Genomic DNA, 25,960 nt, shown 5'->3' on the forward strand with positions numbered 1-25,960 from the left:
CTCGTGTAGGTATATTTTAAAACAATCACTACTCTTAAGGAGGGGCAAAATGACTGAAGAAAAAAAGAAAGTGCTGAATCGTTTACGCCGCACAGAAGGTCAAATTCGCGGGATTCAAAAAATGATTGATGAAGAAAAAGAATGTATCGATGTTATCACTCAGTTGAGTGCGGTCCGTTCTAGTATTGATCGCGTAATGGGGATGATAGTTGCGGAGAATTTAAAGCATTGCTTTGAAAATCCTGAAAAAGATCCTAAAGAACAAGAAGAGCGATTAGCACAAGCGATTAATATGATTGTCAAAAAGTAAAACAACGCAAACTTATTCAGCGAAAGATAAGTTTGCGTTGTTTTTTTATTTATTAGACGAATCTGCCCTGCGTTTTTTTAAATTGACAAGCATAAAAAGAATCGTGCCAATTAGTAAAATCACGACGGCGATATAAAAGCCCATGACTTTCGAACCCGTTGTGTCAGAAATTTTCCCAGTTAAAGCTGGGGCAATCACAGATGACATCATGCCGAAAAAGTTAAACACGCCCAAAGTAGTGCCAATTCCAATTTTTGGTGCATTTTCACCTAGCCAAGAAATAATAATCGGTTCTACAGCTAATTTTCCTAAGAACCCATACATAATTAAAGCAATTAATAACAACGTCGCATTACTTACTTGTACAGTTAACAAGAGCATGGCTGTTGCTAAAAATTCTAAAACAACGATGAATTGAACTTTTTTATGCATGTACTTATCCGCCAACCGACTAAAAAATAACGCTCCTGGAATAGAGGCAAATGCGACCAGTGAAGAGGACAACCCTATTGCTGCTCCTTGGAAACCACGTTCGGTACTTAAAAAATTAGGTAACCAAGTCACAATCATATAATATGCATAACAAGTGCCAAAATATAAAATATACGCAAATAGCATATGTGGCGCAAACAGTTTTTTAAAGGGCACTTTTTCTTTTACCGCTCCGTTATCTTTTTCATCAACAACGGTTGGCTGAATCAAGGCCATGTCTTCTTTATGATTACGAATAATCACTTGAAAAGCCACTAACATACAAATAATCATAAAGGCGGAAATGTACATCATCACTTGCCAAGGTAATCCTTTTTGGGCAACTAAATAACTAGATAAAATCATCCCTAAACCTGAACCAACGGCTGAACCACTGTTGACAATAGCTGTTGCAAAACTTTTTTTGGCTTGAGGAATGTTTTGCGACGTCAACGAGTAAGCCGAGCCATAGAAAGAACCACATCCTAAGCCTGCCAATAAGCTACCTAAGTAAATTGTTCCAATCGTTTGGGCTTGGGCAATCAGTAATGCTGCCAGCGCAAACAAGATAAAGCCTGGAATTAATACACGTTTTTTCCCAATTTTGTCTACCAAGAAGCCTGCAGGAATCTGCATGACTACGTAACCGAGAAAATAAAAGCTAGAAATGGACCCTAGGGCCGTATCGGAAGCGTTACCATTTAGAGACGCACGAATTTGTGGATAAACAGGAGAAAGCGCGGAACGATAAATCCAGATTGTTACCCAGCCCATACATAGTAAAATAACGATTTTTTTCCAATAAGCCAACGAACTTTTTGTCTTGTCTGTCATTTTCTTTTCCTCCACCAATCATTTTTTTGGTTAACGTTTCACAAGGAACAAAAGCACTACGCTTTTTACGTAGTGACCTTTGTCCTACCTTCTTTTTTAGTTTAAATACTCAGCCAATGCATGAGTACTACCGCTACCGCCTTCAAATTGATAGCCTTGGTGTTTCAATACAGTCTCAAAGGCACTTAAGAAATGCAACACATTGTCTTCGCGACTGCTGTAACCCATATTACCGACCCGCCAAATTTTTCCTTTTAAATCACCGAAGGAAGAGGCAATTTCAACTTTAAAATGATCCAGTAATAAGCTCCGCACTTTTTCACCATCAATTCCTTCTGGAATGACCACAGGAATGACTGTTGGTGTTTTTGTGTCTAACTTCCCGAAAATTTCTAAGCCCATTTTTTGCAGACTTTCAACTAAAATACGATTGTTTTTCCGATGGCGTGCATAGACATTTTCCATGCCTTCTTGAAGTAACAAGCGCAGCCCTTCATGTAGCCCATAAATCATTGTAGTCGCTTCTGTATGGTGATTTAAGCGCTCTGGTCCCCAATATTTTTCTAATTGCGATAAATCCAAGTAGTTACTTTGAATGAACCGTTCATTCCGCGCATCCGCGCCAAGCCCTAACTCTTTTTGGTAACGGCCCGCCAGATAGTCGGCCACACGTTGGTTGTAAGTAATCAAAGAAAGGCCTGAAGGTACACTGACACATTTTTGAGTGCCTGCTACCGCAATATCAATCTTCCAATCATCGACCTTTGTTTCGACACCGCCGTAAGTCGCCACCATATCTACTACGAAGAAAATTTCATTTTCCCGACAAAAGGCGCCAATTTGATCCAGCGGTTGCATTTGTGCATTCGCCGTTTCGCCGTGGACCATCGCAACAATTTTTGGTTGATGTTCTTTAATCGCTTCAATCACCGTTGTTTGTTCAAACGGTGCGAGCCAGTCCTTTTCTAAATAAATGACTTCGGCCCGGGCGCGTTCGCAAATTTCACCTAATAAATAAGCAAACCGGCCATACGCAGGCACAAGCACTTTGTCGCCTGGCTCAATCAACGCAAATAACCCCGCTTCCAAGCCTGAACGTGACGTGCCATCAATGGCAAAGGCTTGTTGATTCTTTGTGGCAAAAGGTACTTTAATCATTTCCCGAACTTCGTCCATAATCTGTAGAAATTCTTGATCAAATTGCCCTAAAATTGGTTGACCCATTTGACGAAGTACCGATGGATGGGCTTCGACTGGTCCCGGCGTCATGATTGTTCGCCGTACAAAATTTGGTTGTTGATACATAGTAATCCCTCACTTCATTTTTAATTCTTCTCTTTTATTATCTTTGGAAAAACCCAGAAATTCATTGTTCAATTTGCACTATTTTGACTTGGTTTTTTAGACATATTCAATAACTATCTTTTGTACTCCTTTTTATTCTTCGCTATACTATAAAAAAAGGAGGTTGTTGTGATGAAAATATTAGCTGAGGTCTTGGCTTTACCAAGATTTTCTGACTTACAATTATTATCGTCTCACTCAAACTTAACACAGCCCTTGGAAAGTGTAGAAATCACGGAAACACCTGATGTGGCTGATTTTATCCCTAAAAATGTCATGATTTTAACAACGGCAATGATTTATAAAGATGATCAAGAAAAATTGAAACCTTTTATTGACTCGCTAAAACAAGCAGAGTGTACGGCTTTAGGAATCAAAGTTGGGCGGTTCCTTGACGAAATTTCACCAGAAATTGTTGCCTATGCCAGTGCCGTTGATTTGCCCCTGATTAAAATTCCTAGCACACAGCCACTAGGCGGGTTGTTGCATGAAATTGTAGGCTATCTTCGTGATAGCAAAACCGAACAGATGTCTGTAGCATTTGACATCCAAAAGCGTTTTTCAACATTATTAATGCAAGATGTTGATGCTACGCGTTTCATCGCTGAATTTGCGAAAATTTTAAATGCGCCAATTATTTTATTAAGTCCTTGGCAACAGGTGATTGCCCACTCGAATTATTTTTATGGCAATCAAAAATCGGCGGAGTTTTTTATCAAACAATTATCAAAAGACCACTTTCAACAATTGGCACAAGAAAAGAAAATCTTTCGTTTACAGGATGAGCGACAAGAAAACATTCAAGTAGCTGGCTTTCCAATTCGTGTGAACGATTATTTTCCCTATTATCTATTGGTCTTATCTCCTGAACAGATTCCTTATCCTATTTCTGAATTTGCCATTGATCAGGCCATTTTAGTTTTGACTTTTATGTTATTTAAAAACCAGAAAATTGCTGAATCTTTTGAGCATCTCAAAACAGACTTTTTGGACCGCTTGCTTGATACACATCAAGAAGCGCTGAGTAAACATCAAAATTGGTTGGAACTTTGGAAAAATTATCGTTTAATCAACAGTGATTATTATCAATTAGCGATTGTCTACGGCGTGACTAAACCAGAAAATGAAACCCATATTCGTTATCAGCAAGCGGAAGGGCAACTAATTTTCCAATGGCTCAAAGAACAATTGCCGGAAATCCTGCCAGATGTCGCCTTGTTTAAATTAAAAAATCAAAATAAAAGTATCTTGATTTTTCAATCTAAAAAAAATGACCATTTGATGATTTTGCAAAACCTCGCTGAACGTTTGCAACAGGCTTTGCCTATTACCATTCGCTTTGCTTTAGGCAATGCTTATGAAAACCTAGAAGATTTGCCTAATTCTTATATTGAAGCTTCCTCGACATTAGAGGCTTCTTTACACGCTCAAAAACCAGCGACTGTGCAATTGTTCCATCCCAAAGGCCTAGCTGGACTTTTTGAAAAGATTGGCACTGAAGATGTTGAATACTTTTGCCAGCAACAATTGAAAGAGTTGGCCTATCCGACGGAACCGACGTTACAAGAATTACGAAAAACCTTGAAAGTTTTTTTAGATTTCAATTGCGAAATTACTAAAACGGCCAACGCTCTTTACCTACACAGAAACACCATTAAATATCGCATGAATCAATGTGAAAAATTATTAGGCACCTCTATCCAAGAGCCTGAGACGAGTTTACTCTTACGGGTAGCGCTAGAACTTTCAGGAAAATAATTAACAGGAAAATAGCCGAATAAAAGTAACGTCTACCAAGAAAAAGGACTCTACCGTTCACCACTGCGTGTTCAAATCCTATTGTTCCGAGGTCATTACTTTACATTCGGCTTTTCTTTATAATTCTGGTTCACGATTGGCATCTTTGGAATAAACGTACATTAGCGGTTCTTCACGGCCAACCGCATAGGCTGCTTGTGGCACATAGGCACTCATGAAAATATAGTCCCCTTTTTCCACTGGATACCATTCATTGTCCAAATTGTACATCCCTTGGCCACTAATTAAATACGCACCATGCTCTTGGACATGCGTTTCAATATAGGCATGACTAGCGCCTGGTTCAAAAGATAAGATATGCATATTCATATCAAAGTCAAACTCTTTCGGCAATAAACTCCAAAGTAAAACGTCTGTCATTCCTTCATATTCTTCGGGTTGTTGGTCATGAATTGACCCAACCACTTTATAAGGTTGATGGCCTGCCAACGGCTGATAGCGTTTTTTATATAAGAAAACTTCTGTGTCCGCTTCCTGTGCGTTCGCTAAATACATTTTCATTTCAGGCGTAAAGTAGGCGTAGCCCCCGGCTTCAAGTTCATGAGTTTCTTGACCATCTGAAACGCGCAAACGACCGTCAATGACATAAACCAACGTTTGGATCCCGTCGCCACCAAAACCAGTTGTTTGTTGACCATTTTTATGAAACGTAGCAATGTAATCCACAAATGTCGCACCTAATTTAGGCGATCCCAAAAAGGAAATATCGACATTTTCAAAACCAGGTACTGCATTTTGCACCAAACCATCATGGGGAATAATGGCGTAATTGTCTTTTTTTATCACAGCTCTTGATGTTAACAATTCTTTTTGGTAACCAACTCGATTATTTTTATAACCCATCACAATTCTTCCTTTTCTATCTTATTTATACGCTAATTCATATAAGGTATCTGCTAAAAGCTTGACGCCTTCAACCAAATCTGGAAATGCCGTTGCTTCTGCTGGATTATGACTAATCCCACCAATACTTGGCACAAATATCATCGCTGTCGGGTAATGGGGCGCAATAATTTGCGAATCATGCCCAGCACCACTATGCATCATACGATACTGATACTTGCCTTCTTTGGCTTTTTGTTCAATAACTTCTACAATTGCTTGATTCATCGGTACAGGGGCTTCATCCATCCAGCGGTCAATCGCAATCGTCAAGCCTAATTCTTGAGCAATTGTTTTCATCCGTTCTTCTAATTCACCGGTAAAATGTCGTAAAAAAGCAGCGTCGGTATGACGGCAGTCAATTGTAAATTCCACTTCTCCAGGCACCACGTTGACTGTATTGGGTTTCGGAATAACTTTGCCGAATGTTAAAACTAACGGATCCCCAATTTCGTTCGCACGATCAATGGCTTCTGCACAAATTTTAGCAAAGCCATATACCGCATCATGACGGTAACTCATTGGCGTAGTGCCTGCATGATTGGCTTGCCCTTTTAAGTTAACCGTGTAGCGACGTTGCCCTACAATACTATGAACAACACCGACTTGGAGCTTTTCGTTCTCTAAAATATTGCCTTGTTCAATATGAATTTCGACAAATGCTTCAATGTCCTCACGTCTTGTTTGCTCCTGCCGAAAATCAAAGCCTTGGCGATGCATCTCATCAACAAACTTTTTACCTTCGTTGTCAGAGATATCGACTACTTCTTCACGTTTGGCTTCACCAACGACATTTTTGCTTCCCCAGAAAACCGTTGGAAAACGACTCCCTTCTTCTTCAGCCATGGAAAGCACTTCTAAAGAACGCCGTGGTTTCCCATATTTGTCTAATAAATATTGAACAGCCGTCATGGAAGCAATAACACCATATTGACCATCTAAGGTCCCACCATTTACTACTGTGTCGATATGTGACCCAGTTAAAATCGTTTCCTGAGGAAATTCCGTTCCTGCCACTCGACAAAACAGATTCCCGACTTCGTCAAATTGCGTTTCCAGTCCAAACGCCTCAGTTTGGCTTTGCACATACTTTTGTGCTGCCAACCACGAATCTGTATAAAGTAAGCGTGTCATCCCTCCTGCAGGATCACTCCCAATTGCTGACAACTCTTCGATTCTTTGTTTTAAAACTTTTTCCAAGTCCATCACAAAACCTCCTGACTGATTACACTTTGATTGTAAACGTTTCCCTAGTTATCTTCATTGTACTTATCAAACAAAATTAAGCCTTTTTTTGTGCAAAACAACCAACGAACATCCTCTAACTCGTGGACAGAGGCGCTAATTCAATCACGCTTCTGTCCCTTTTCATTTCTAAAATAGGTGTTTAATTTTTGATAAATACGCCGTTAAACGCCTCGGTTACCCCAGTTTCTTGTGCGTAAATTGTTTCGCCTCTTAAAATTGTTTGAATCACTTGGGCCCCAATTTCACGACCAATGTAAGGACTAATTTTATTTCGGTATTCTAAATCTTCTGCTTTTAAGATATACGGCGCATTAGGTTTAATTAGTACAAAATCGGCATCCTTACCAATGCTGATGCGGCCCTTTTGTGCTAAGTGATAACGGTCAGCTGGGTTTGCTGCAATCATATCCGCGAATTGTTTCAAGGATAAACCACGTTTTTGGACGGCTTCATCGAATAACACATCGACGTTATTTTGAACACCAGAAATGCCGCCCCAAGCTTCAAAAGCATTGGTTGTATCTTTTAAGTCTGGCGTACAAGGAGAATGGTCAGAGGTTACAAACGCGATGCCGCCTGTTTGCACGTGGTTCCATAATGCGGCTTGTTGGTCCGCGTCACGAATCGGCGGTGAACATTTGACAACTGGACCAATGGCATCAAGTTCATCCGTGGTAAAATATAAATAATGCGTACATGTTTCACAAGTCACATCTACCCCTTCTGCTTGGGCTTTTAAAACTTCTTCCACGCCTTCTTGACAAGCCACATGACAAATATGAATCCGACAACCTGTTTCTTTGGCAAATAAAATAGCTTTTTGAATCGCTTCAACTTCGGTAAACACAGGACGTGTAGCTACATATGCTGCTAAAGTCGTTTCGCCATTTTGATAAGCTAACGCGCCTAATTTATCCGTAATTGGCGCATTTTCTGCATGGATTGCTAGCACTTTGCCAGTCTTGGCGACTTGTTTCATTCCTTCATATAGTGAATAATCGTCGACATTTTGAAAATCTCCTTCAATTGAACGATCGCCGCACGTTCCTAAAAAGCATTTATAGCCGGAAACGCCTCCTTCATCAAGTTCCTGAATCCCACCAGCCAAGTTGGTCGGGACCACGCCGCCAAATGACCCTACATCTACTTTTAGTTTATTTTCTCCTGCCTTGTATTTGATCTCAAGAGAGGTCTTATCCACAGTTGCTGGAATCTGATTTAAAGGCATTTCCATAAAGGTCGTCACGCCCCCTTTGGCACAAGCGGCTGTTCCTGTGACATACCCTTCCCATTCATCGCGGTAACCACCACCAGGATCGGTAATATGAACATGAGCATCCACCATCCCAGGACTAACGACTAAACCCGTCGCATCAATCACACGTTCTCCTGACAAGTCTTGCCCAATCGCTACGATTTTTCCTCCTTGAACGGCGACATCCGTAATGACTTCTCCAGTTTCTAAAATAACTAACCCGTTTTTAATCACTAACTCTGCTTGCATTTATTTTCCCTCCTGATAAGCTGTTTCTTTCACTTTTTTTGAATCCCAAGTCCATTTTTTTAACACTAAGTACAGCACAAAACCTGTGGCAAAGCCCACAAACCACGAAATATCAGCAATGATTTTAACCTGTGGAATAAATTGACCACTTAAGGAAAGAACCAACGCCAGAATAGTAGCAACATACGCCGGCTTGTTTAATCCGTAAAAAGGATTGGCTTCCTCTTTTTTGTGTTTATCTACGTATAAAGCATTTAAATCAATTTGTTGCTTTTGAACAAAATAATAATTCGCAATCATCACACCAGCGACTGGTCCTAAAACAGCCCCAATTGCGTTCAGAAAAATAAAAATACTATCGGCGTTTTCCATCAGTTTCCAAGGCATAATAAGAAAGCTAATAACACTGGCAATCATGACGCCTTTTTTATACGTCATTTTTTTAGGAAATAGCGCCGCCAATTGATAACCTGCCGGAATGATGTTCCCCGTTGCATTCGTTGAAATAGTCGTTAATAAGAAAACCGACATGGCTAAGACCACCACTGCCACATTATCTAAACGATCAATAATGTTTAAAATATTCCATTCTTGAATCCCAAAATACAGCGAACCACCTAACAGAATAACCACACTGGAAAAAGCGAAAATCCCATAACCAACAACTAAACCTGTTGTTTGCCCCACAACCTGAGCACGTGTCGAGCGCGCATTCTTAGTAAAATCCGCCACACTCGCACCAGGCGCTGACCAAACGGCCACAACCGAGTTAAAAATAATCAGATACGCCACCAGTGGATTGACTGAACGAATCGCACCAGAAACTTGATAGGACAAAATTGGTGTTAAACCGCCCCCAGCTCGAATGGCCCAAATCGTTAATCCAATAATAACGACATAAATCAACGGACTTAAAATGGCGGTAAAACGGTTCAAAATTTTGCTACCACCGAAACCTATTGCCACATTTAAGAGCCAGAAAAGAGTAAACGCCATTAATTCAGGTAGCCTGAGACCAAAAAACTGGAATGATCCACCAATTTCTAAAAAGTTCGGCCAAAATTTCCCGAGAATAATTAATAAAGCCAGCGATCCTGTAAATGTTTGCAGACCAAACCAAGCAATCGCGGCCACACAACCTCTTAAGAACCCTGGCAGTTTTGCCCCGAGACTGCCGTAAGTAGACTGTAAGTGCATCGCAAAAGGAATGCCATATTTAGAGCCAGCCACGCCATTCAAATTCATGAAAGTTGCTACAATGAATGAGCTTAACACAACTGCCAACATAACTTGCAGCGGCGATAAACCTAAGAAAATAAAGCCGCCCACTGCTGCATAATTCGGGATATTATGAATCGAACCCATCCATAATGTAAAAAAATTGCGCGCGCTCATTGTCCGTTGTTTCGGGCTACTTGGCAACAAATCCTCATTGTAGCCACGTGCTTTCAGCGCTGTTTCTTCTTGAGCTGTTACTTGAGACACATTTTTCTCCACGACAAACTCTCCTTTTTATTAAAAATTTTTTTCTATTAAAACACCCTGCCTTCTCTTTTTTGTCACTTTTGCACAAACATGCGTACTACTCTCATCACACAAATTGTAAGCGCTTTTTATAACAACAATCATTAGTTACCCCAACTAAATAACAAACGATTCTTTGTTCACTTCGAACGAAAAAATAGCAACCTTTTTTATATCGTCCTCTCACTCTAGAAAGTAAGAAACAAATCTTTTTATTCACATATTATGTACAACTTCTCTTTTCAAATGCTAAAATACGCTTATTGTTAAAAATGACATAAACAAATTATACAGTTAAATGAAATCCAACACAACATTTTTTAATCAAACACACACAAATCAGATAAACTGAAGTGGATTTTCAGGAAGAGACCCATCCTGAAAAAAGACACTGACAAAAGAGTTTTCTCACAAGATCGACAATTTTTCACAGATTCAAAATCTTCTTTTTCAATTTTTACGTTTTAAAAAATAACATTTTGAAAATAAAAAAAATGCTTAATTTTAGTCAAAAAAATAAACAAAGATTTCTGATTTTATCAGAAATCTTTGTTTCTAAATTTTCTTGCTATAATTCCTTTAACAAAATAAAATCCGTCTGTTCATCGTCTCCCATAAAAAATGAATGTTGACTGTAATAGCGGTAGCCAATCGTTTTATAAAATGCCCGCGCCGCATCATTGTGTTCCCAGACACCTAGCCACAGTGCGTTTTTACCAAATTCACGAGCTTTCTCTTCCGCCAGTTCTAACAATTGTGTCCCCAGCTTCTTTCCTTTAAACGCAGGCAAAATATACAATCGCTCAACCTCGAGCTTTTCTGGCCCCATCGGTTCCGTTTGTGCCGTCTCACGATTTAATTTCATGTAGCCAGCTAATTGATTATCGACAAAGATAAAATAAAAGTCAGAGTGGGGATTAGCCAATTCCTTTTGTAATTTTTCTAAATTGTAGGCTTCTACTAAATAGGCTTGCATATTTTCTGGGGTATTATATGGTCCGAAAGTATCTGTATAAGTTTCAATGCTGATTTCTTGTAACGCTGGTGCATCTTCTATTGTTAATTGTTTTATTTCTCCCATCAATCAGTCGTCCTTTCCTTAATAATTTCGAGTGTTCCCTTTTTTGACAAATTCCCAATCTTCGCTGACATTTTTACGCATCCGGACTAAGTAATCTGCCAATTGTGAAATTTCCACTTCTGACAAGCCTTGCAAAGCAACTTGATTCGAGTGTTGATTTTCGCGCACAATGATTGGATAAACGTTTTTCCCTTTTTCTGTGGCATAAATCCGCTTAATTTTTTTGTTGCTTGCATCTTCTTGACGATAAATGAAGCCTTGTTCTTCCAAACGCTTAATCGCCCGCGCCGCTGTGGTTCGATCAACTTTAATCAGTTCGGCAATCTTTTCTTGGATAATCCCAGGATTTTCACAGACCCTGACCAAATAAAGATATTGTCCTCGTGTTAAAGATAATTCCTTAAATTCAATATTACTGATTGAATCTAAGGCCCGCGCAATCATGCCAATTTCTCTTAAAATATCTGTCACTAGGACACTTCCTTTCGCTAATATTTTATGATTGTCATTACTGTAACTTATTTTTGTTGCAAATGCAACAAAAATAAGTATAAAAACTACAGATTTAAACAATTTGAGCATTCGTGAAAATAAAATAATTATTTCTTTTGTTATATTAACAAGTAAGATAAAATTAGTTATAGCGTCTATAGGAGGAATAGTATGAAAAAATTATTTTGTGTTATTTTAGTTATTTTTTTAACAGGTTGTAGTTCTCAAAAAGCGAATGAACCTAAAAAACAAGAAAATTCTACCAATCATACAACATCAATAAAAAGCAGTACTAATCATTACAGTTCTAGCACAGAAACAAGCTCTAATAATAAACTAAAAGAAACTTCAGAAAGTGCCAGCACCACTCAAGCTTCGGCAAAGTCTAAAAATGAAGTATCCACAAATGTCGAAGAAGCAAATTCTTTAGAAGCAACACCTTATGCTGTCGATCTTAGTAGTTTAAACAATCCACTAGTATTTAATTTTAAAGGAATGAATGTGCCAACTTCAATTACGTTAGAAAACTTAAATTCAACACCAACTGCTACCTTCCGAACTAAATTGTTTGGGGCTGAAAATGGTCAAGTGAAAGAAGCCATTAATAAATATGAGCTATCTATAAATACAATTCCTACAAAAGAGATTAGAATATTTTCAGCGGCCGATAACAGTATTCGCACCGTTAAAGTAAATACAGAGTTAATTTTAGGAACTAATATTTCTTCAAACGATGAACAAAATAGATCGGGTACTTTATACTTATTCAACAATAAAAATGGTTCGATATCTTTAATCACTTCTAACTACGCAGGCAATGTTACGGATGATCAAAAAGACGTTATGCTAGAAGTAATTCAATAAATAACCAAAAAAAATAATAAAGAGAAAACTTCATACTTAGAAGTTTTCTCTTTATTATTTTTTAGGAACTCCTCTAGAAACTCGTTTTAGTCCCCACTTATTTTTCTTATTTCTTCACCCATTAAGCTCGCGATAGAAAATAGAACATTTCATTTGAAAATGAATTATGGTTCTGCAACATGCACCGTTTGTAAAAATTCTGCGACTGAGAAATGGTATTCTTTCTCTTGATTTCCTTGAATGGTTCGAATCATTTTCTCAACTTCTGGTTGCAGAGCGGCAAACTGAACTTGTTGTCCGCGACCTTCTGCTGCGAGACAAAATTCTTCTAAAATATCTAACGCCGTACTATCAATGCTAGGAACTCCTCGCATTGAAAATACTACACCACTTTTTGTTTCCAATTGCAGTAACGTTTGTTTCAATCGTTCAGAAGACATGAAAAATAACGGGCCACTCAAATAAACCACCACCCAATTTTCCGTACAATCGGTCGGTACTAGCCCCATTCTTGACCAATCAACTTCCTCGACATTAATCGTAATCACGGCACTTTTCGCAATGAAAAACAGGCAACCCGCTAAGACCCCTAAAACAATAGCTAAACTCAAGTCAAAAATAACGGTCGCTACCATCGTTAAAAAGAATAAACATAAGGCTGTGTGGAAACGTTTCTGGAAGAATTCTTTAATCACCGACCATTCATTCATTCGCCACGCTGTCACCACTAAAACACCAGCTAACGCAGGCATGGGAATTTTAGACATGACTGGCGATAAAAGCAACATCGATAACAATAAAAAGACCGCATGAAAAATACCCGCTAAACGTGTTTGCGCACCAGATTTAATCACTACGCTCGTGCGGGCAATCGCTGCCGTCGCAGGCACGCCACCGAAAAATGGCAAAATTAAGTTGCCAATTCCTTGTGCCACTAGTTCCTGATTACTGTCTAATGGTTTCCCTGTCATGCGACCAGCCGAAGCGCCACAAAGCAAACTTTCAATCATACCTAACATAGCAATGCTAATCGAAGGCACCAAAATATCCTGAAACGCACTTAATTGAAGTGAACCAAGTTCCAAACGTGTATCACTAAAAATACTTGTCGGAATTTTCCCTACAGTGGCCACTGGCAGTTGAAAAACCACTGTTGCTAAAGTAGCTAAAATAATCATCACCAATGAAGCTGGTATCATCGCATTCCACTTTTTCGGAAAGAACACTAATCCAAGCACCACTAAAATCGACATAACCGTCGTTGGTATACTTAAATCAAAGCCCAATGAACGATAACTGCTGATTTTCTCAATTAAATTGTGTCCTTCTGAACGAACCCCAAAGAAATTATCAAGCTGCCCCAACGCAATAATAATAGCAATTCCTGAAGTAAACCCGGTAATGACCGGTGACGGAATAAAAGAAGTCAAGCTCCCTAAGCGCAAAATCCCTGCCAAAAGCAAGAAAATTCCCGCCAAAAAGGTGGCCAACAAAATCCCTTGCATGCCATGCACTGCCGCAATTGACATTAAAATAGCTGCCATCGCACCTGTTGGTCCTGAAATTTGATAAAACCCACCCGAAAGGCTCCCAATCACAATTCCAGCGATAATCGCCGTGATCATGCCAGCTGCTGCAGTAGCACCGCTAGAGACCCCAAACGCTAACGCTAATGGCAACGCGACGGCTGCGACAGTCAAACCTGCCAAGAAATCTTTTTTCATTTTTTTTTGATTATACCCTTTAAATTCATCCCTTATCATTTGTGTGTACTTTTTAAACATTCGCATCCTCTTTTCATGAAATTTCCATTCTAAAGATATCATATTTTCGGAAAGATAATAAGGTGTTTTGTGAAGGAAATCGCTAAAAAATTTTTTTCACCTCATTTAGACAAAATTGTCTAATATTTTAGGAATTTAGCCACCGCTGTTTCCTAGAGTATGATATGCTTAACTAGTAAACAGGCTTCACAAACTTACATTAATTGGGGGAAACTATTATGTGTACAGGCATCAAGATTATTTCCAAAACAAATGATATTTTTTATGGACGTACGATGGATTTTACGTTTGACTTTTTTGGCAACGAAGATCCAATTGCACCAAAAATCCCTACTCTAATTGCTCAATTTCCAAAAGGTACAGTTCTAAACAGCCAACTAAATCCTTGGACGGCAAAATATGCCTTTATGGGACTAGCAATGTCAGGCACAGATCAACCAGCGAACGATGGTAAAACCGTCAGCCTTGCTATCACAGATGGTATCAATGAAGCCGGCTTATCTGGTGATATTCAATATTTAATGGAATCTTCAACAGCACCTGCTGAAAGTTTAGCAGATCGTGGTTTAACACCTCATATTGCAGAAGAAGTACTTGCTTATATTTTGAGTAATTTTGAAAGCGTTGACGAAGTAAAAGTAGCTTTTGAAAAAATCGGCCTGTTAGATCAAAAATTCCAACTTGATTCATTGGGGGAAGTTCATTTTACCTTACACTGGACCATTAATGATAAAAATAATAATAGTATCGTTTTGCAACCAACAGATAACGGAGCGTTCGTCATTTATGATTCGATTGGCGTAGTCACAAACAGTCCAGAATACAATTATCATTTAACCAATGCACGAAACTATATCGGGATGCGCAACTATGCTATTAAGGAACCTTACACTTTAAAATCAGGCGCAACACTTGACCCAATTGAAGGTGGGACTTCTTACGGACTATTAGGAATCCCAGGAGACTTCACTTCGCCGTCACGCTTCATTCGTGCGTTATACTATTCTGACAATCTCCAAGAATTTGATAGCTCTGAAGGGATTATGCAACTCTATCGCGCCTTCCAAACAGTGATGATTCCTCGGGGAATTGGCCATTTAGGTCAAAGTAATTCTCTGTCTGATTTCACACATTATTGGTCAGGATATGATGTAACTAATTTAACCATGTATGTCCAACCAGAAAGTACTACCTCATTTACAAAATACACTTTGGATCCAGCTTTAACAGAAGTTACTACTTTTGCTGTTTCTAACGAGCTACTACTAACAGATTTAAATCAATAAAAACACAAACAACGTCTCTGACCAGGTAATTGGTCAGAGACGTTGTTTCGTTCATTTTTCAGATAATGCGTTATACAACGGCGCTAATTCTTGAAGCGCCTGACAACTTTTTTCTTCAATCGTTTCAAGCTTTTCCGTCGCAAACCACAACTTACCGATCTGAAATGAGCGATTGCCTATCCGCTCTTCTAGAATTTTCCGTTGTTTTTCATCTGCTAAATAATCTTTTAAAGGCAAATGGTCCACTAGTTCATGCTCCTCCTGCGGCCAAATATAATAGCCTTCGCAGTCGATGGTTTGACTCCAAGCTTCTAAACGATTAAGCAATTGATTGTAAGCGACGACTGAGCCTGTCCGCTCCTCACTTTTGTAATGTTGAAACATCAAATACACTTGAAATTGCTTTTTATTTAATAACAACGCCAAACAAGCATTTTCCGCTTGACGTTGCTCACTGCGATACGCAGCCCAGAAATGACTGCGTAAATTCCAGCCGTTGGTCCAGCTTTCAATTTTCGGCTTAGTGATGCCGAGTTCAGCTGGTAAACCTTGGGCGATTGCGAGGTTTAAGGCTTTCCACTTTTCCCAATGTTGCTTGTAGGTTTGCTTTAAGGCATCGATTTCTGCTGATGTTTGTTGCTCTTTGAGTTGTTTAAATGTGAAGATTTCTCGGTTGAATAGGTTGAAGTCTTGATGGGTTAGGTTCATTTTATTCCCTCTTTTTAGTATCTTCTAGTTACTCTTAATAATTTTATTTTTCAATAGCCATTGTAAAAATAACACAAGGACTACAACTGGCCAAAGCGTGATTGGGAAAAAAAGCCCCACAAAAATGCCTGGTACAAGAATCGTTCCTAAGATTTGGGTTGTTAAACTCGTAGCAAAAATTGCGACAACAAAAAGCGAGTTAATTGTTGGAAAAAATTGTGCGACCGCAAACCCGATTAAAATAGCTGAAAAAACGACGGGAAAAATATCGCCACCTATCCAACCCGTGTGTAAACAAACTTGTAAAAATACTAGTTTCATTATCGCAGCGATTACCAAGATATACCAGGCTTGTTGACTACCAAAACTAGGAACTAAATGCATAAAAGATTGTCCTGAAAATAGTAATCTTGGCATTAAAATAACAAAGAGAAAAATACAGGCTGCACCAAAGCTTACCAGTATGCTTTGCTTTTCTTCAAAAGGTTGGCATAGTTTAGCCAGAGCAGCTTGCAACCATTGATAGGCGTTACCAATCACAAAAGCAGTTAATAAAGCGGGTAAAATCAGCCATAACGAAGCCATTTCAATTTTTCCAGTTCCTAACTTCGTAATAAACGATGGGTGTCCCACCAATTTCATTAAAAAGGTAAACACCACCAACCCGTTCACAATAAATAACCCGTTCATCACTTGTTTCAGTTTCTTTTTATCCACAGGAGCGAGCATCGTATCGTAGCGCTGAACAAACTGTTGCGGATGTAGCAAGCGCTGAATTTTTGTCCAAAATACTTGCTGTTCTTGCTCGTCATAATGAAAATAAAGGTACCGTAACTTATCAGATTGCCAGACTGACAACGAAATAATTGCTCCCAACAATGCAGCTTCAGGACCGACACCAGCCCCGAAAATTAAAATTACCAAGGCGGCCAATAAATTTCTAAACACACCTGAATAATCGACCGATTGTTTCGCCTTCAATTCTGTCAGAGCCTCATGCGCCGTTTGTGGTATTTGCCCGAAGCGTTTCTTCAGATAACTCAATACCAACGCTCCTAGCACACACAAGACAAAATAATAGAGAATTGGCCATTTCATTTGCGCTGGCAACACCTCCCAGAGCAGAGTCGTTAGCTCTCCTTCAATGATTAAAAATGCTCCTGAAATTCCCGCGATGATACTACTTAAAAATAACCCACTGACGATAATTGTCCACATTTTTCTGTTACACATACTTCCTCCAAATGATAGTTGTTTCTTTTATAGTAGCAGATAGTTAGTGGTTTGTGTTTGAAGATTTTGGGAAGGATTTATTTTTTTGAAAAAATTGAGGTTATGAAAAGATTCCATTTTTTATTGATCAAATTATCCTTCTTGTATAATCGTTTCTTTTGGCTATATATATTCCATTAAATTAAAAACCGCCACTTATATTGCTTCTTAAGTTCCCACAAACAACGCCACTTCCAGCGCCAACAAGTCCACTTCCTTATCAAAATCCAACAGCACTAGCTGTTCAATTTTCTCCAATCGTTGTAACAAAGTATTACGATGAATAAAGAGCTTTTTGGCTGTTTGAGACAAGTTTCGTTTTGATTGAAAATAGACATTCAGTGTATGGACAAAGTCGGTATGTTGCTGTTGATCACTTTTCTTCAATGGTTGAAGATATTTTTTTCTGAGGGTTGCTTGTCCTTCTTCTAAAAAATAACGTTGCAATGTCTGTCTAAGATGAAAATTCGCGTAGGAAGCAATCCTCATTTCAGGTTTTTCTACAATGAATTGACGTTGAAAGGCTAAAACGTCAATCGCTTGTTGATAAGATTCATGAATCTGGGTCAGACCTTGAATCTTAGGTCCTATTGTTAGGAAAAGTTCCACATCTTCTTGTACTTTCATTAACTGATTTATACTACTTTGTGCTAGGCGTTGCATCATTTTCAGATAATCGCCTTCTTTTTCAGGTGGATCTTCAACCAATAAGACAAAGGAACTGTCAATTTCAATACAAACAATTTTTTGTTTGTCCCCTAAGATAACTTGGTTTAGCTGGTTGCCTAAAATAGACATTCTTTCTTGCCTTTGGCGTTCATTTAAGGTTAATGAAATTAGCAAAATTGCATAGGGCTTATCTATTGCCAAGCGATAATATTGTTGAAATTGTTGGAAAACAGCTTGGTCCCTCTTTTCATGCGCAATCAGCTTAAAAAATAATTCGTTTCGTTGTTGGTATTCTTCAAATTTCCGTGAGTATTCCAATTGCAATTGTAAAAGTAAGTAATGAGCTGTGATTTTAAAATGAGCCACATCGACTGGCCGTAATGGGGCCAAGGTGTTCCAGACGAGTAAATAATATAAAATAACATTTTTCTTTTTAATTGGATAAATTTCAATTGGCACCACTTGGTTCTGGAGTTTCAACTGTAAATGAATCGGTTCTTGATAAAAGCGTAATAATGGATGACTTTGTTCCAGCAATTGTTTTTGGAACTCTGAGGTTTCTTGTCTATCTTCTAAAATGCTAGAAATACGAATTGGATTTTTAGGCAAGTCAAAAAAATTAACTCCTTCAAAGTGGTCATTCAATAACAAGACAGGATTTTGAATGGTTTCTGCTAGATCCTGCAGCAAATGAAAACTGCTACTTCCCGTTTCTAAGATTTGGTAAATTTTATTATGCAATGCGGTTTCTTGCGCATTCATGTCAAATTGTTCTAACGTGACACGACTTTTCAACACGTCAGCAATTTGCGAAAAGGTGTAATTGTAAGGAATTGCTAAAATAGGAACGTTCATTTCATCTGCTAATTTGATTAGGTCTGGTGGAACTTCTTCAAAATAACGTTGGGTTTTAAATCCCAAGGCAGCACAATGGTGTTTGGCTAGTTCTTTCAAAAAATTTTTCTGTAATTTCCGATCATCTTTAAATATGTACCCTGTCGTTAACAGCAGCTCACCTGCTGTTAGCCAATCTAAAATATCAGGATTTTCTAAAATATTGACTTTTAAAATCGGTTGGTCCTGATTTTTATGTCCTGCCACTAAGGTAATGCCAGGTAATTCTTCTAACGTTAATAAATCACTCACTTTTAACATCATTTATCCTCCCAATGTACAAATTGTCCATTCAAACTTGTAAATCAATGTCATTTTTAGCAATTGTTTAGCGTGCTGGATTCTTTTATTATGAGGTCGTGAAAGCGCTATTAAAAAGGAGGTCGTTGGAATGACAAAAATTTTAGCTTATGACCAAACGATTTTATCGAAACTCCCTCATCAAACATTGACTAGTTTGCAATGTTTTACGCACGCTATTAATTATGGTCATGTAGACACCCAAGAAATTCTCTTGACCATTTCAACGCATCCCGAACATATAGCACCTAACACGATTATACTCGATGAAAAAAAACTTAGCCATTTCGCTGATTTACCTGTCCAAATTGAGCCCCTGTTTATCCGGTTAGGCCGACGACAATTAACCCTAGCCGATGCCCAAATTTGGCAACCAACGCCACTTTATTTAACACCCAGTAAAACAAAAATAGCTATTTTTTTAACGTATATTCAGCAAACTCGTTTCAATCCTTGGCAAGCGCTTTTTCCTGCTTCGCCGTCAACCTTTCTTTTTGATTCTTATAGTCGGACCCAGATTCAAAAAGAAATGATTCATTTTCAACAGGCTTGGGAGCAAAAATCTTTTAAAATAGCTCTTGATTGTTTAACGAAGATTTTGGGATTGGGGATTGGTTTAACCCCCACTGGCGATGATTTTATCACAGGATTACTTGCTAGTTTTTCTGCATTACAGCAGCTTCCCTCGAATTTCCAACAGCTGGCTGTGCTAGCCAAGGAACGAACGAATGCGGTCAGTTATGCGGAAATCCATGAAGCAGTGAACGAGCGGTTTTCTCAGCTAGTTCAGCGTGTTTTTTTATCAATTGAAAGTGGAAATACAAACGAAATGGCTCAAGCGGTTTCAGCTTTAGAGGAGGTGGGCTCAACTTCAGGAAGCGACATACTTTGCGGCATTATTTTTGGTTTAAAACTATTTTGTGAGGAGAATAATCATGACAATTCAAACAGTAATTAAAGAGAACGCCTATTTTGATTCAGTTACTTTAATGACCATTTCAACACGAGCCAATGAACTGGCTGGAGTTAAAACTGCAATGATTGGGATGGGAACCGACATGAATCTTGAAGTGATTCGGAATGTTGGTTTATATACACCCGCCTTGGATCATGTTACAACAGGTGATTTATTAATTGTTTTAGATCTTGATGACCAAGCGAACTCAGAAGAAATTTTACAGCAAGTCGACGAGTTATTTACGAAGAAAAAGAAAACCGCTTCTTCTGAAGTAACCTATAAGACGTTAGATTCAGCCCTTCATGAAGAGCCTGATGCCAACTTAGTTGTAATTTCTGTCAATGGAAAATTTGCTGCACGAGAAGCGCATAAAGCTTTAGATCAGCAAAAACACGTCATGCTCTTTAGTGATAACGTGACGGTTGACGAGGAATTAGCGTTAAAACAAAAAGCACACGAAAAAGAACTGTTTGTGATGGGCCCTGATTGTGGAACAGCGATTATTAATGGCGTCGGGTTATGTTTTGCTAACGAAGTACGTTCAGGAGATATTGGAATTGTCGGCGCTTCTGGTACAGGCAGCCAAGAAGTTAGTGTCCAAATCCATAAATATGGTTATGGGATTTCACAATTAATTGGTACTGGTGGCCGTGATTTGTCTGCTGAAATTGGTGGGCTGATGATGCTTGACGGGCTGGATGCTTTAATGGCTGACGAACAAACTAAGGCAATTTTGCTTATTTCTAAACCGCCTGCTCCAGAAGTAACAGAGAAAATTTTAAAAAAATTAGCTGTTTCAACTAAACCAGTTGTTATTTATTTTATCGCCAGTGAACAAACGGAACGAAAAATAGACAACGTCACTTTTGCTACTTCTTCTCTGGATGCAGTTCAAAAAGTGATTCAATTTAGTCAAACACAGGAAGCGGAAACCAGCCTCTATCAAAATCCGACAGGCGCAATGTTAACAGCTATCCAACAGCAACAAGCCCCTTCTCAAAAATTTGTTCGTGGGTTGTTCTGTGGTGGCACTCTTTGTGATGAACTTTTGTATGCTTTAACAGAAGTCTCTGATGATGTTTATAGTAATATTCATAAAATTCCTGAACGACAATTAGCAAATCCTGACCACAGCCAAGCACATACATTGATTGATTTCGGTGATGATCGTTTCACAGAAGGCCGCCCACATCCAATGATCGATCCGACTTCTCGGATTACTCGCATTCTTCAAGAAGCCAAAGATCCTGAAGTGGCAGTTTTAGCGTTAGATTTTGAATTAGGTTATGGTTCTCACGAAAATCCTGTTGGCGTGTTAGCGGAGGCGTTAAAGGAAGCCAAAGCAATAGCAAAAGCAGATGGGCGTGAGTTAGCCATTATTGGCTATGTTTTAGGGACCGAAGAAGATCCACAAGATATTCATGAACAGCGGAAAATTTTAGAAGATTTAGAGGTTCTCGTTGTCGACAGCAGTCATCAACTTTGCGAAGCCACCAAAACTTTTGTAAAAGGAGCGAACGAACATGAGCAGAAATGATCTTTTTAAACAGCCTTTAGATACGATCAATGTAGGCATTGACTTTATTCATGAAGATATGAAAAAACAAGGGATTCCTTCACATCAAGTAAATTGGGCACCGCCAGCCAATGGCGACCCAGAGCTATTAAAATTATTGGATCAGTTAAAAAATCCAACACTTTATGAAAAAATCCAACAAGCCAACGAAGAAGCGGTTACCCGCATTATTCAATCAAAACCTATTTTAGTAGGATTTGATAAAGCAATTAATGTCATGCCCGATATGACTGAAACGACCATCTTACATGCTGGGCCACCCATTACTTATGAAAATATGTGCGGACCGATGAAAGGTGCCGTTCAAGGAGCGCTTGTTTTTGAAGGATTAGCAAAAGATCTAGCTGATGCCGATCGGGTTGCTCGTTCTGGCGCGATTACGTTTTCTCCTTGTCATGAACATGATGCCGTTGGTTCTATGGCTGGCGTGACTTCTCCGAATATGTACGTTCATATTATCAAAAATGAAACGTACGGCAACACGGCTTTTACTAATTTAAGTGAACAATTGGCGAAAGTTTTACGATTTGGTGCAAATGATCAATCCGTCGTGGATCGCCTGATTTGGATGCGCGATGTTTTAGGTCCATTACTTCATGATGCCATGACTTTTTGTCCAGAAGGCATTGATTTACGCTTAATGCTTTCGCAAGCCTTGCATATGGGCGATGAGTGTCATAATCGCAATGTAGCTGGAAGTACGTTGTTAGTCCAAGCATTAACACCTTACATGGTTCAAACTGATTTTTCTCGTGAACAATTAAAAGAAGTATTTGAATTTCTTGGCAGTTCTGACTATTTTTCTGGTCCGACTTGGATGGGCGCCGCTAAATGTGCGTTAGATGCTGGGCATAATGTGGAGAATAGTACAATTGTCACCACCATGTGTCGAAACGGGGTCGAATTTGGAATTCGTGTCAGTGGGATTGGTGGAAATCACTGGTTTACGGGGCCTGCCCAACGGGTGATTGGTCCGATGTTTGCTGGTTACACACAAGAAGATGCTGGTTTGGATATGGGCGATAGTGCTATTACAGAAACGTATGGTGTTGGCGGATTTGCCATGGCAGCTGCACCAGCAATTGTCCCATTAGTTGGCGGAACAGTGGCAGAAGCATTGAATTATTCAAAAGAAATGCTGGAAATTACTACGAAAGAAAATCCCAATGTCACGATTCCTGTTTTAGATTTTATGGGGATTCCTTCAGGCATCGATGTCTTAAAAGTCTTAGAAACAGGGATGCTGCCTGTCATTAATACTGCTATTGCTCATAAAGAACCGGGGATTGGTATGATTGGCGCTGGATTGACTAATCCGCCAGCAAATGTCTTTAACGAGGCACTAAAAGCTTTAATAGCTACAATAAACTAATTTCAAAAACTTAGTAAAATGTCATTTTTTTGGAGCGATCATATGAAAAATAAATCGATCAATTACGAAGCCGTTTTAGCTCTTGTTGTAAAAATTTTTTTGGGAATGTTCCTGTATTGGATCATGAATGGCTTTCGACATGTGTCTAATTTTTTTCCTTACAATGACGTAGTTACCAAAGTGAATCAGCAGGGATTTTACAAATTTATCTATTTTGTTATGAACTTCACGGAAGGAGAATTTTACGGTGGACTTTTTACAACGCTTTTCTTACTAATCGGCGGTCTGATTGCTTGGCAACTTTATCGGAAAAATTCAAAATGGCAGGGATTTGCAATTGCTGGTGGTTCTGGTGCTTGGCCTTGGGTACTTGCTTCTCAGCTACTTTCCCTCTTTTTAACTATTTATGTTTTTGATTTTACACGCTTTTTTACAAAAGAAGTGTTGTGGTTACCAACGTTTATTGTGGTGGTCGGCACGCCGCCAGCTTTAACGCTCGTTTATGGTCCTGGCTGGAAAAAATTAGGAACGATTTCTCTGTTGAGTGCGCTTTTCACCTTTCCGTTTGCCAATTGGCTGAATGCGCAATTGATGCCCCTTTTAAATGTACCTGGGACAGTTTCCAACGTTACCACAATGGCTTTTGTTGGCTGGATTGTTTCAGCCATCTGTCATCAACTTCCTTGGATGGTTCCTTCTGTTGCACCAATCGCTCAGAAGCGGCAAAAACAACCTAAAATTGAAAATACGCAAACCTTTCAATGGTCAATACGACGCACTTTTGCTGACTTCTCCGAAGCTTGGTTTTATGGAAATGAGTTAGTTGGAGGTTTGGTAATTCTAGGCGTTTTAACAGATTGGTTTGTCAACATTAATCATATTACAAATGGTTCTGGCTTGGTTCCTGACATTTTAATGGGACAAATGATTGCTTCGGCTGTTGGTGTTTTTCTTTATCGAAAACATTTCGCTGAAGAAGGTTGGTATCCAACGTTTATGCCACTGGTCAGCATTGTTCCTGGTGTGATTTTAATGATGGGTGGTGGCTTTTGGCTTTCCCTGACCATCGCCGTTTTAGCAGGAATTAGTGCGGCCCCTGTCGGTAGCTATATTGCTAAACGATTACCTCCGTTTGTTCCTGGCGCTGTCGGCTTTGTATCAGGAATGGCTGTTGTAACCATTTTATTGTCAGCCGTTTTGCATACATTTGATATTTTTGTATAGTGAATAAAAAGAAGCGAATGACGATTCGCTTCTTTTTTTAATTGACCAATCCCCTTTTTATCCGTATTCTTAAGCAAAAGGAGGTTTTGCCATGTACTCCATGTTAAAACGTGTGATAACGGAAAAAGATTTGCTTCGGCAAATTCGTTTGTTGGAACAGTTGTTAAATGTTCCCCAGCTGACAGCCAAGCGTTTAGCCACGCAAATCCAAACGACAGAGCGAACCGTTTTTTCGGATTTACAGTATATTCGCAGTCAATTACCCGCCGACTGGTCCATTGAAACCGATAGCAGTGGTATTCGGTTACGCAATCAGGGGAATGCGCAAACCAATGAGCTTTGGTCATTATTTTTACCTCAATCCATTAGTATTCAACTATTAAAAGAGCTACTATTTACGAAAGAGTTAGTGACAACTTCTTTTTTGAGCACTAGTGGTGTTTCTTATGAAACTTTGAAGCGACATATCAAAAAGATGAATCTGGCCTTACGTGATTTTCATTTAACGATTCAGCTAACCACAGCCACCATTCAGTTAATCGGGGCAGAAAGCAATATTCGGATTTTTTATCATCGTTTGTTGGTGCCTTTTACTCATAATAATTATTTTTTTGACGATTATTCTATTCATGAGGAGCATTATTTTCAATTTTTGAAACAAGTTTACAGTAGTGAGTTTACGGTGGAAACGGAAGAAATTTTTGGCGCTTGTTGGTTTTTTATTAACACGATTCGCAACAAAGCCAATTGCCGAGTGAGTCAATTTTCTTTTGATTCAAAAGATGTCTTGTTTCAACTTTATCAACCGTCCTTGGCAAAACTTTATGCTTCTGAAGGCATCTATTTGCAAGGAGAAGAAAGTTTTTTCGCCTTCTTTTGTTTCTTAGAAAGTTGGAATTACGATAATGTCTATGGCGAAACGTTGGCTTCTGCGCTCCACACTCATTACAGTCAGCTGCGAAAGTCGTTACAACAGTTTGTCACTAATTTGTCCACTGAAGAAGCCCGGCCTGATTTAATCCAAACAAATTTATTGGATAATCTGTTATTGTTATTCATTAAATATACCGAGTCCCCAACACTTTCTGAGCAATTTCAATTGGAATATCAAGAATTAATGACTGAACAAGCCGCGGAGGACCTTGCGTTATCAAAGAGCAACCAAGAACTTTTGGAGATTTTATCTCGCTACACCACGATTGAAGAACCAACTTATTTTCTTAGTTTGGCTTCTTTGTTAGAAAAACAAGCCAGTTATTCTATTCAGGCGCAAACGATGACTGCCTATTTCCTCTTTCAAGGGGAACCTGCTTGGAAAGCTTTTTTACAACAAGAATTAGCTGCTTATTTAGGTACTCGTGTGAAATTACAAGCCATTGAATATGTGGAACTAAGCCAGTTGACGTTAAATGAAGTCGACATAATTATTTCCAATTTTCCCTTGGATCATCTTGATCTTCCTGTCTTTTATCTCTCTTTAATTCCAACAAAAAATGAACTCCGCCGACTAGCAGAGCTCACTCTTCATTCTTATTTTTAAAGGAA

At 38.9% G+C, this 25,960-nt stretch carries 21 protein-coding genes; 9 read left to right on the forward strand and 12 right to left on the reverse strand.

Going from position 1 to position 25,960, the window contains the following annotated elements:
- The first annotated feature begins 49 nt into the window (after positions 1 to 49).
- Positions 50 to 310 (forward strand): metal-sensitive transcriptional regulator, encoded by a 261-nt coding sequence (locus tag IGK82_RS11750; protein WP_002355063.1) that lies wholly within the window; start codon positions 50 to 52, stop codon positions 308 to 310.
- 45 nt (positions 311 to 355) lie between these two features.
- On the opposite strand, the gene IGK82_RS11755 is transcribed toward IGK82_RS11750, so the two are convergent.
- Complete coding sequence (locus IGK82_RS11755) at positions 356 to 1,615, reverse strand: MFS transporter (RefSeq protein ID WP_002378762.1); 1,260 nt, start codon at positions 1,613 to 1,615, stop codon at positions 356 to 358.
- 96 nt (positions 1,616 to 1,711) lie between these two features.
- Entirely contained in the window at positions 1,712 to 2,920 is a 1,209-nt protein-coding gene (locus tag IGK82_RS11760; protein WP_016622058.1) for a pyridoxal-phosphate-dependent aminotransferase family protein, read from the reverse strand.
- 171 nt (positions 2,921 to 3,091) lie between these two features.
- On the opposite strand from IGK82_RS11760, the gene IGK82_RS11765 reads away from it, so the two are divergent.
- On the forward strand, positions 3,092 to 4,717 hold the full coding sequence (locus IGK82_RS11765) for a PucR family transcriptional regulator (RefSeq protein WP_016622059.1): 1,626 nt from the start codon (positions 3,092 to 3,094) through the stop codon (positions 4,715 to 4,717).
- A 117-nt stretch (positions 4,718 to 4,834) separates the two neighbouring features.
- Here the strand turns inward: IGK82_RS11765 and allE are convergent, their stop codons facing one another.
- From allE to sylA, 6 genes are all read right to left on the reverse strand, one after another.
- The gene (gene allE, locus IGK82_RS11770; RefSeq protein WP_016622060.1) at positions 4,835 to 5,620 is read right to left on the reverse strand and encodes a (S)-ureidoglycine aminohydrolase; all 786 of its coding nucleotides are present in this window, start codon (positions 5,618 to 5,620) and stop codon (positions 4,835 to 4,837) included.
- 21 nt (positions 5,621 to 5,641) lie between these two features.
- On the reverse strand, positions 5,642 to 6,865 hold the full coding sequence (allC, locus tag IGK82_RS11775; protein ID WP_002383320.1) for an allantoate deiminase: 1,224 nt from the start codon (positions 6,863 to 6,865) through the stop codon (positions 5,642 to 5,644).
- 181 nt (positions 6,866 to 7,046) lie between these two features.
- Positions 7,047 to 8,411, reverse strand: coding sequence for an allantoinase AllB (gene allB / locus IGK82_RS11780; protein WP_002367359.1), 1,365 nt, complete (start codon positions 8,409 to 8,411; stop codon positions 7,047 to 7,049).
- A complete protein-coding gene (allW, locus tag IGK82_RS11785) occupies positions 8,412 to 9,908 on the reverse strand; it encodes an allantoin permease (RefSeq protein ID WP_016622063.1) in 1,497 nt (498 codons plus the stop codon). It abuts the gene before it with no gap.
- A gap of 595 nt (positions 9,909 to 10,503) precedes the next feature.
- Entirely contained in the window at positions 10,504 to 11,016 is a 513-nt protein-coding gene (locus IGK82_RS11790) for a GNAT family N-acetyltransferase (protein ID WP_002399070.1), read from the reverse strand.
- A gap of 18 nt (positions 11,017 to 11,034) precedes the next feature.
- A complete protein-coding gene (gene sylA / locus IGK82_RS11795) occupies positions 11,035 to 11,487 on the reverse strand; it encodes a transcriptional regulator SylA (protein ID WP_002359121.1) in 453 nt (150 codons plus the stop codon).
- 192 nt (positions 11,488 to 11,679) lie between these two features.
- Here sylA and IGK82_RS11800 point away from each other — a divergent pair, with 192 nt between their 5' ends.
- Positions 11,680 to 12,372 (forward strand): hypothetical protein, encoded by a 693-nt coding sequence (locus IGK82_RS11800; RefSeq protein WP_010821133.1) that lies wholly within the window; start codon positions 11,680 to 11,682, stop codon positions 12,370 to 12,372.
- 164 nt (positions 12,373 to 12,536) lie between these two features.
- On the opposite strand, the gene IGK82_RS11805 is transcribed toward IGK82_RS11800, so the two are convergent.
- Complete coding sequence (locus IGK82_RS11805; protein WP_016622065.1) at positions 12,537 to 14,198, reverse strand: SulP family inorganic anion transporter; 1,662 nt, start codon at positions 14,196 to 14,198, stop codon at positions 12,537 to 12,539.
- 176 nt (positions 14,199 to 14,374) lie between these two features.
- Here IGK82_RS11805 and IGK82_RS11810 point away from each other — a divergent pair, with 176 nt between their 5' ends.
- Entirely contained in the window at positions 14,375 to 15,442 is a 1,068-nt protein-coding gene (locus IGK82_RS11810) for a choloylglycine hydrolase family protein (RefSeq protein WP_002367364.1), read from the forward strand.
- A gap of 51 nt (positions 15,443 to 15,493) precedes the next feature.
- Here the strand turns inward: IGK82_RS11810 and IGK82_RS11815 are convergent, their stop codons facing one another.
- The 3 genes from IGK82_RS11815 to IGK82_RS11825 form a co-directional block, all read right to left on the reverse strand.
- Entirely contained in the window at positions 15,494 to 16,150 is a 657-nt protein-coding gene (locus IGK82_RS11815) for a glucose-6-phosphate 1-dehydrogenase family protein (RefSeq protein WP_002387340.1), read from the reverse strand.
- A 24-nt stretch (positions 16,151 to 16,174) separates the two neighbouring features.
- Positions 16,175 to 17,383: a chloride ion channel protein gene (locus IGK82_RS11820; RefSeq protein WP_025194132.1), complete on the reverse strand. Its 1,209-nt coding sequence runs from the start codon at positions 17,381 to 17,383 to the stop codon at positions 16,175 to 16,177.
- A 207-nt stretch (positions 17,384 to 17,590) separates the two neighbouring features.
- Complete coding sequence (locus IGK82_RS11825; RefSeq protein ID WP_016622067.1) at positions 17,591 to 19,249, reverse strand: PucR family transcriptional regulator; 1,659 nt, start codon at positions 19,247 to 19,249, stop codon at positions 17,591 to 17,593.
- A gap of 127 nt (positions 19,250 to 19,376) precedes the next feature.
- On the opposite strand from IGK82_RS11825, the gene IGK82_RS11830 reads away from it, so the two are divergent.
- The 5 genes from IGK82_RS11830 to IGK82_RS11850 all read left to right on the forward strand — a co-directional run bounded on the left by IGK82_RS11830 (position 19,377) and on the right by IGK82_RS11850 (position 25,955).
- Positions 19,377 to 20,243, forward strand: coding sequence for a DUF2877 domain-containing protein (locus IGK82_RS11830; RefSeq protein WP_002361070.1), 867 nt, complete (start codon positions 19,377 to 19,379; stop codon positions 20,241 to 20,243).
- Positions 20,221 to 21,780, forward strand: a complete 1,560-nt coding sequence (gene fdrA / locus IGK82_RS11835) for an acyl-CoA synthetase FdrA (protein ID WP_113843954.1) — start codon at positions 20,221 to 20,223, stop codon at positions 21,778 to 21,780. Before IGK82_RS11830 ends, fdrA begins: the two co-directional genes overlap by 23 nt.
- Positions 21,767 to 23,191 carry a DUF1116 domain-containing protein gene (locus tag IGK82_RS11840; protein WP_002413762.1) on the forward strand — a complete coding sequence of 475 codons (1,425 nt, stop codon included), beginning with the start codon at positions 21,767 to 21,769 and terminating at the stop codon, positions 23,189 to 23,191. Before fdrA ends, IGK82_RS11840 begins: the two co-directional genes overlap by 14 nt.
- Positions 23,192 to 23,233: 42 nt before the next feature.
- Positions 23,234 to 24,415, forward strand: coding sequence for a hypothetical protein (locus IGK82_RS11845; RefSeq protein ID WP_002359110.1), 1,182 nt, complete (start codon positions 23,234 to 23,236; stop codon positions 24,413 to 24,415).
- A gap of 100 nt (positions 24,416 to 24,515) precedes the next feature.
- On the forward strand, positions 24,516 to 25,955 hold the full coding sequence (locus IGK82_RS11850; RefSeq protein ID WP_016622069.1) for a helix-turn-helix domain-containing protein: 1,440 nt from the start codon (positions 24,516 to 24,518) through the stop codon (positions 25,953 to 25,955).
- Positions 25,956 to 25,960: the final 5 nt, after the last annotated feature.

This window comes from Enterococcus sp. AZ197 (genome assembly GCF_050556405.1).
GTDB lineage: Bacteria > Bacillota > Bacilli > Lactobacillales > Enterococcaceae > Enterococcus > Enterococcus faecalis.

What these genes read in the sequence shown, in the direction of transcription:
- allE (WP_016622060.1), bottom strand. Translation starts at nt 5,620, where the DNA reads ATGGGTTATAAAAATAATCGAGTTGGTTACCAAAAAGAATTGTTAACA.
- IGK82_RS11830 (WP_002361070.1), top strand. Translation starts at nt 19,377, where the DNA reads ATGACAAAAATTTTAGCTTATGACCAAACGATTTTATCGAAACTCCCT.
- IGK82_RS11825 (WP_016622067.1), bottom strand. Translation starts at nt 19,249, where the DNA reads ATGATGTTAAAAGTGAGTGATTTATTAACGTTAGAAGAATTACCTGGC.
- IGK82_RS11805 (WP_016622065.1), bottom strand. Translation starts at nt 14,198, where the DNA reads ATGATATCTTTAGAATGGAAATTTCATGAAAAGAGGATGCGAATGTTT.
- IGK82_RS11845 (WP_002359110.1), top strand. Translation starts at nt 23,234, where the DNA reads ATGAAAAATAAATCGATCAATTACGAAGCCGTTTTAGCTCTTGTTGTA.
- IGK82_RS11850 (WP_016622069.1), top strand. Translation starts at nt 24,516, where the DNA reads ATGTTAAAACGTGTGATAACGGAAAAAGATTTGCTTCGGCAAATTCGT.
- IGK82_RS11820 (WP_025194132.1), bottom strand. Translation starts at nt 17,383, where the DNA reads ATGTGTAACAGAAAAATGTGGACAATTATCGTCAGTGGGTTATTTTTA.
- IGK82_RS11800 (WP_010821133.1), top strand. Translation starts at nt 11,680, where the DNA reads ATGAAAAAATTATTTTGTGTTATTTTAGTTATTTTTTTAACAGGTTGT.
- allB (WP_002367359.1), bottom strand. Translation starts at nt 8,411, where the DNA reads ATGCAAGCAGAGTTAGTGATTAAAAACGGGTTAGTTATTTTAGAAACT.
- IGK82_RS11810 (WP_002367364.1), top strand. Translation starts at nt 14,375, where the DNA reads ATGTGTACAGGCATCAAGATTATTTCCAAAACAAATGATATTTTTTAT.
- IGK82_RS11755 (WP_002378762.1), bottom strand. Translation starts at nt 1,615, where the DNA reads ATGACAGACAAGACAAAAAGTTCGTTGGCTTATTGGAAAAAAATCGTT.
- IGK82_RS11790 (WP_002399070.1), bottom strand. Translation starts at nt 11,016, where the DNA reads ATGGGAGAAATAAAACAATTAACAATAGAAGATGCACCAGCGTTACAA.
- fdrA (WP_113843954.1), top strand. Translation starts at nt 20,221, where the DNA reads ATGACAATTCAAACAGTAATTAAAGAGAACGCCTATTTTGATTCAGTT.
- IGK82_RS11840 (WP_002413762.1), top strand. Translation starts at nt 21,767, where the DNA reads ATGAGCAGAAATGATCTTTTTAAACAGCCTTTAGATACGATCAATGTA.
- allC (WP_002383320.1), bottom strand. Translation starts at nt 6,865, where the DNA reads ATGGACTTGGAAAAAGTTTTAAAACAAAGAATCGAAGAGTTGTCAGCA.
- IGK82_RS11765 (WP_016622059.1), top strand. Translation starts at nt 3,092, where the DNA reads ATGAAAATATTAGCTGAGGTCTTGGCTTTACCAAGATTTTCTGACTTA.
- IGK82_RS11760 (WP_016622058.1), bottom strand. Translation starts at nt 2,920, where the DNA reads ATGTATCAACAACCAAATTTTGTACGGCGAACAATCATGACGCCGGGA.
- IGK82_RS11750 (WP_002355063.1), top strand. Translation starts at nt 50, where the DNA reads ATGACTGAAGAAAAAAAGAAAGTGCTGAATCGTTTACGCCGCACAGAA.
- IGK82_RS11815 (WP_002387340.1), bottom strand. Translation starts at nt 16,150, where the DNA reads ATGAACCTAACCCATCAAGACTTCAACCTATTCAACCGAGAAATCTTC.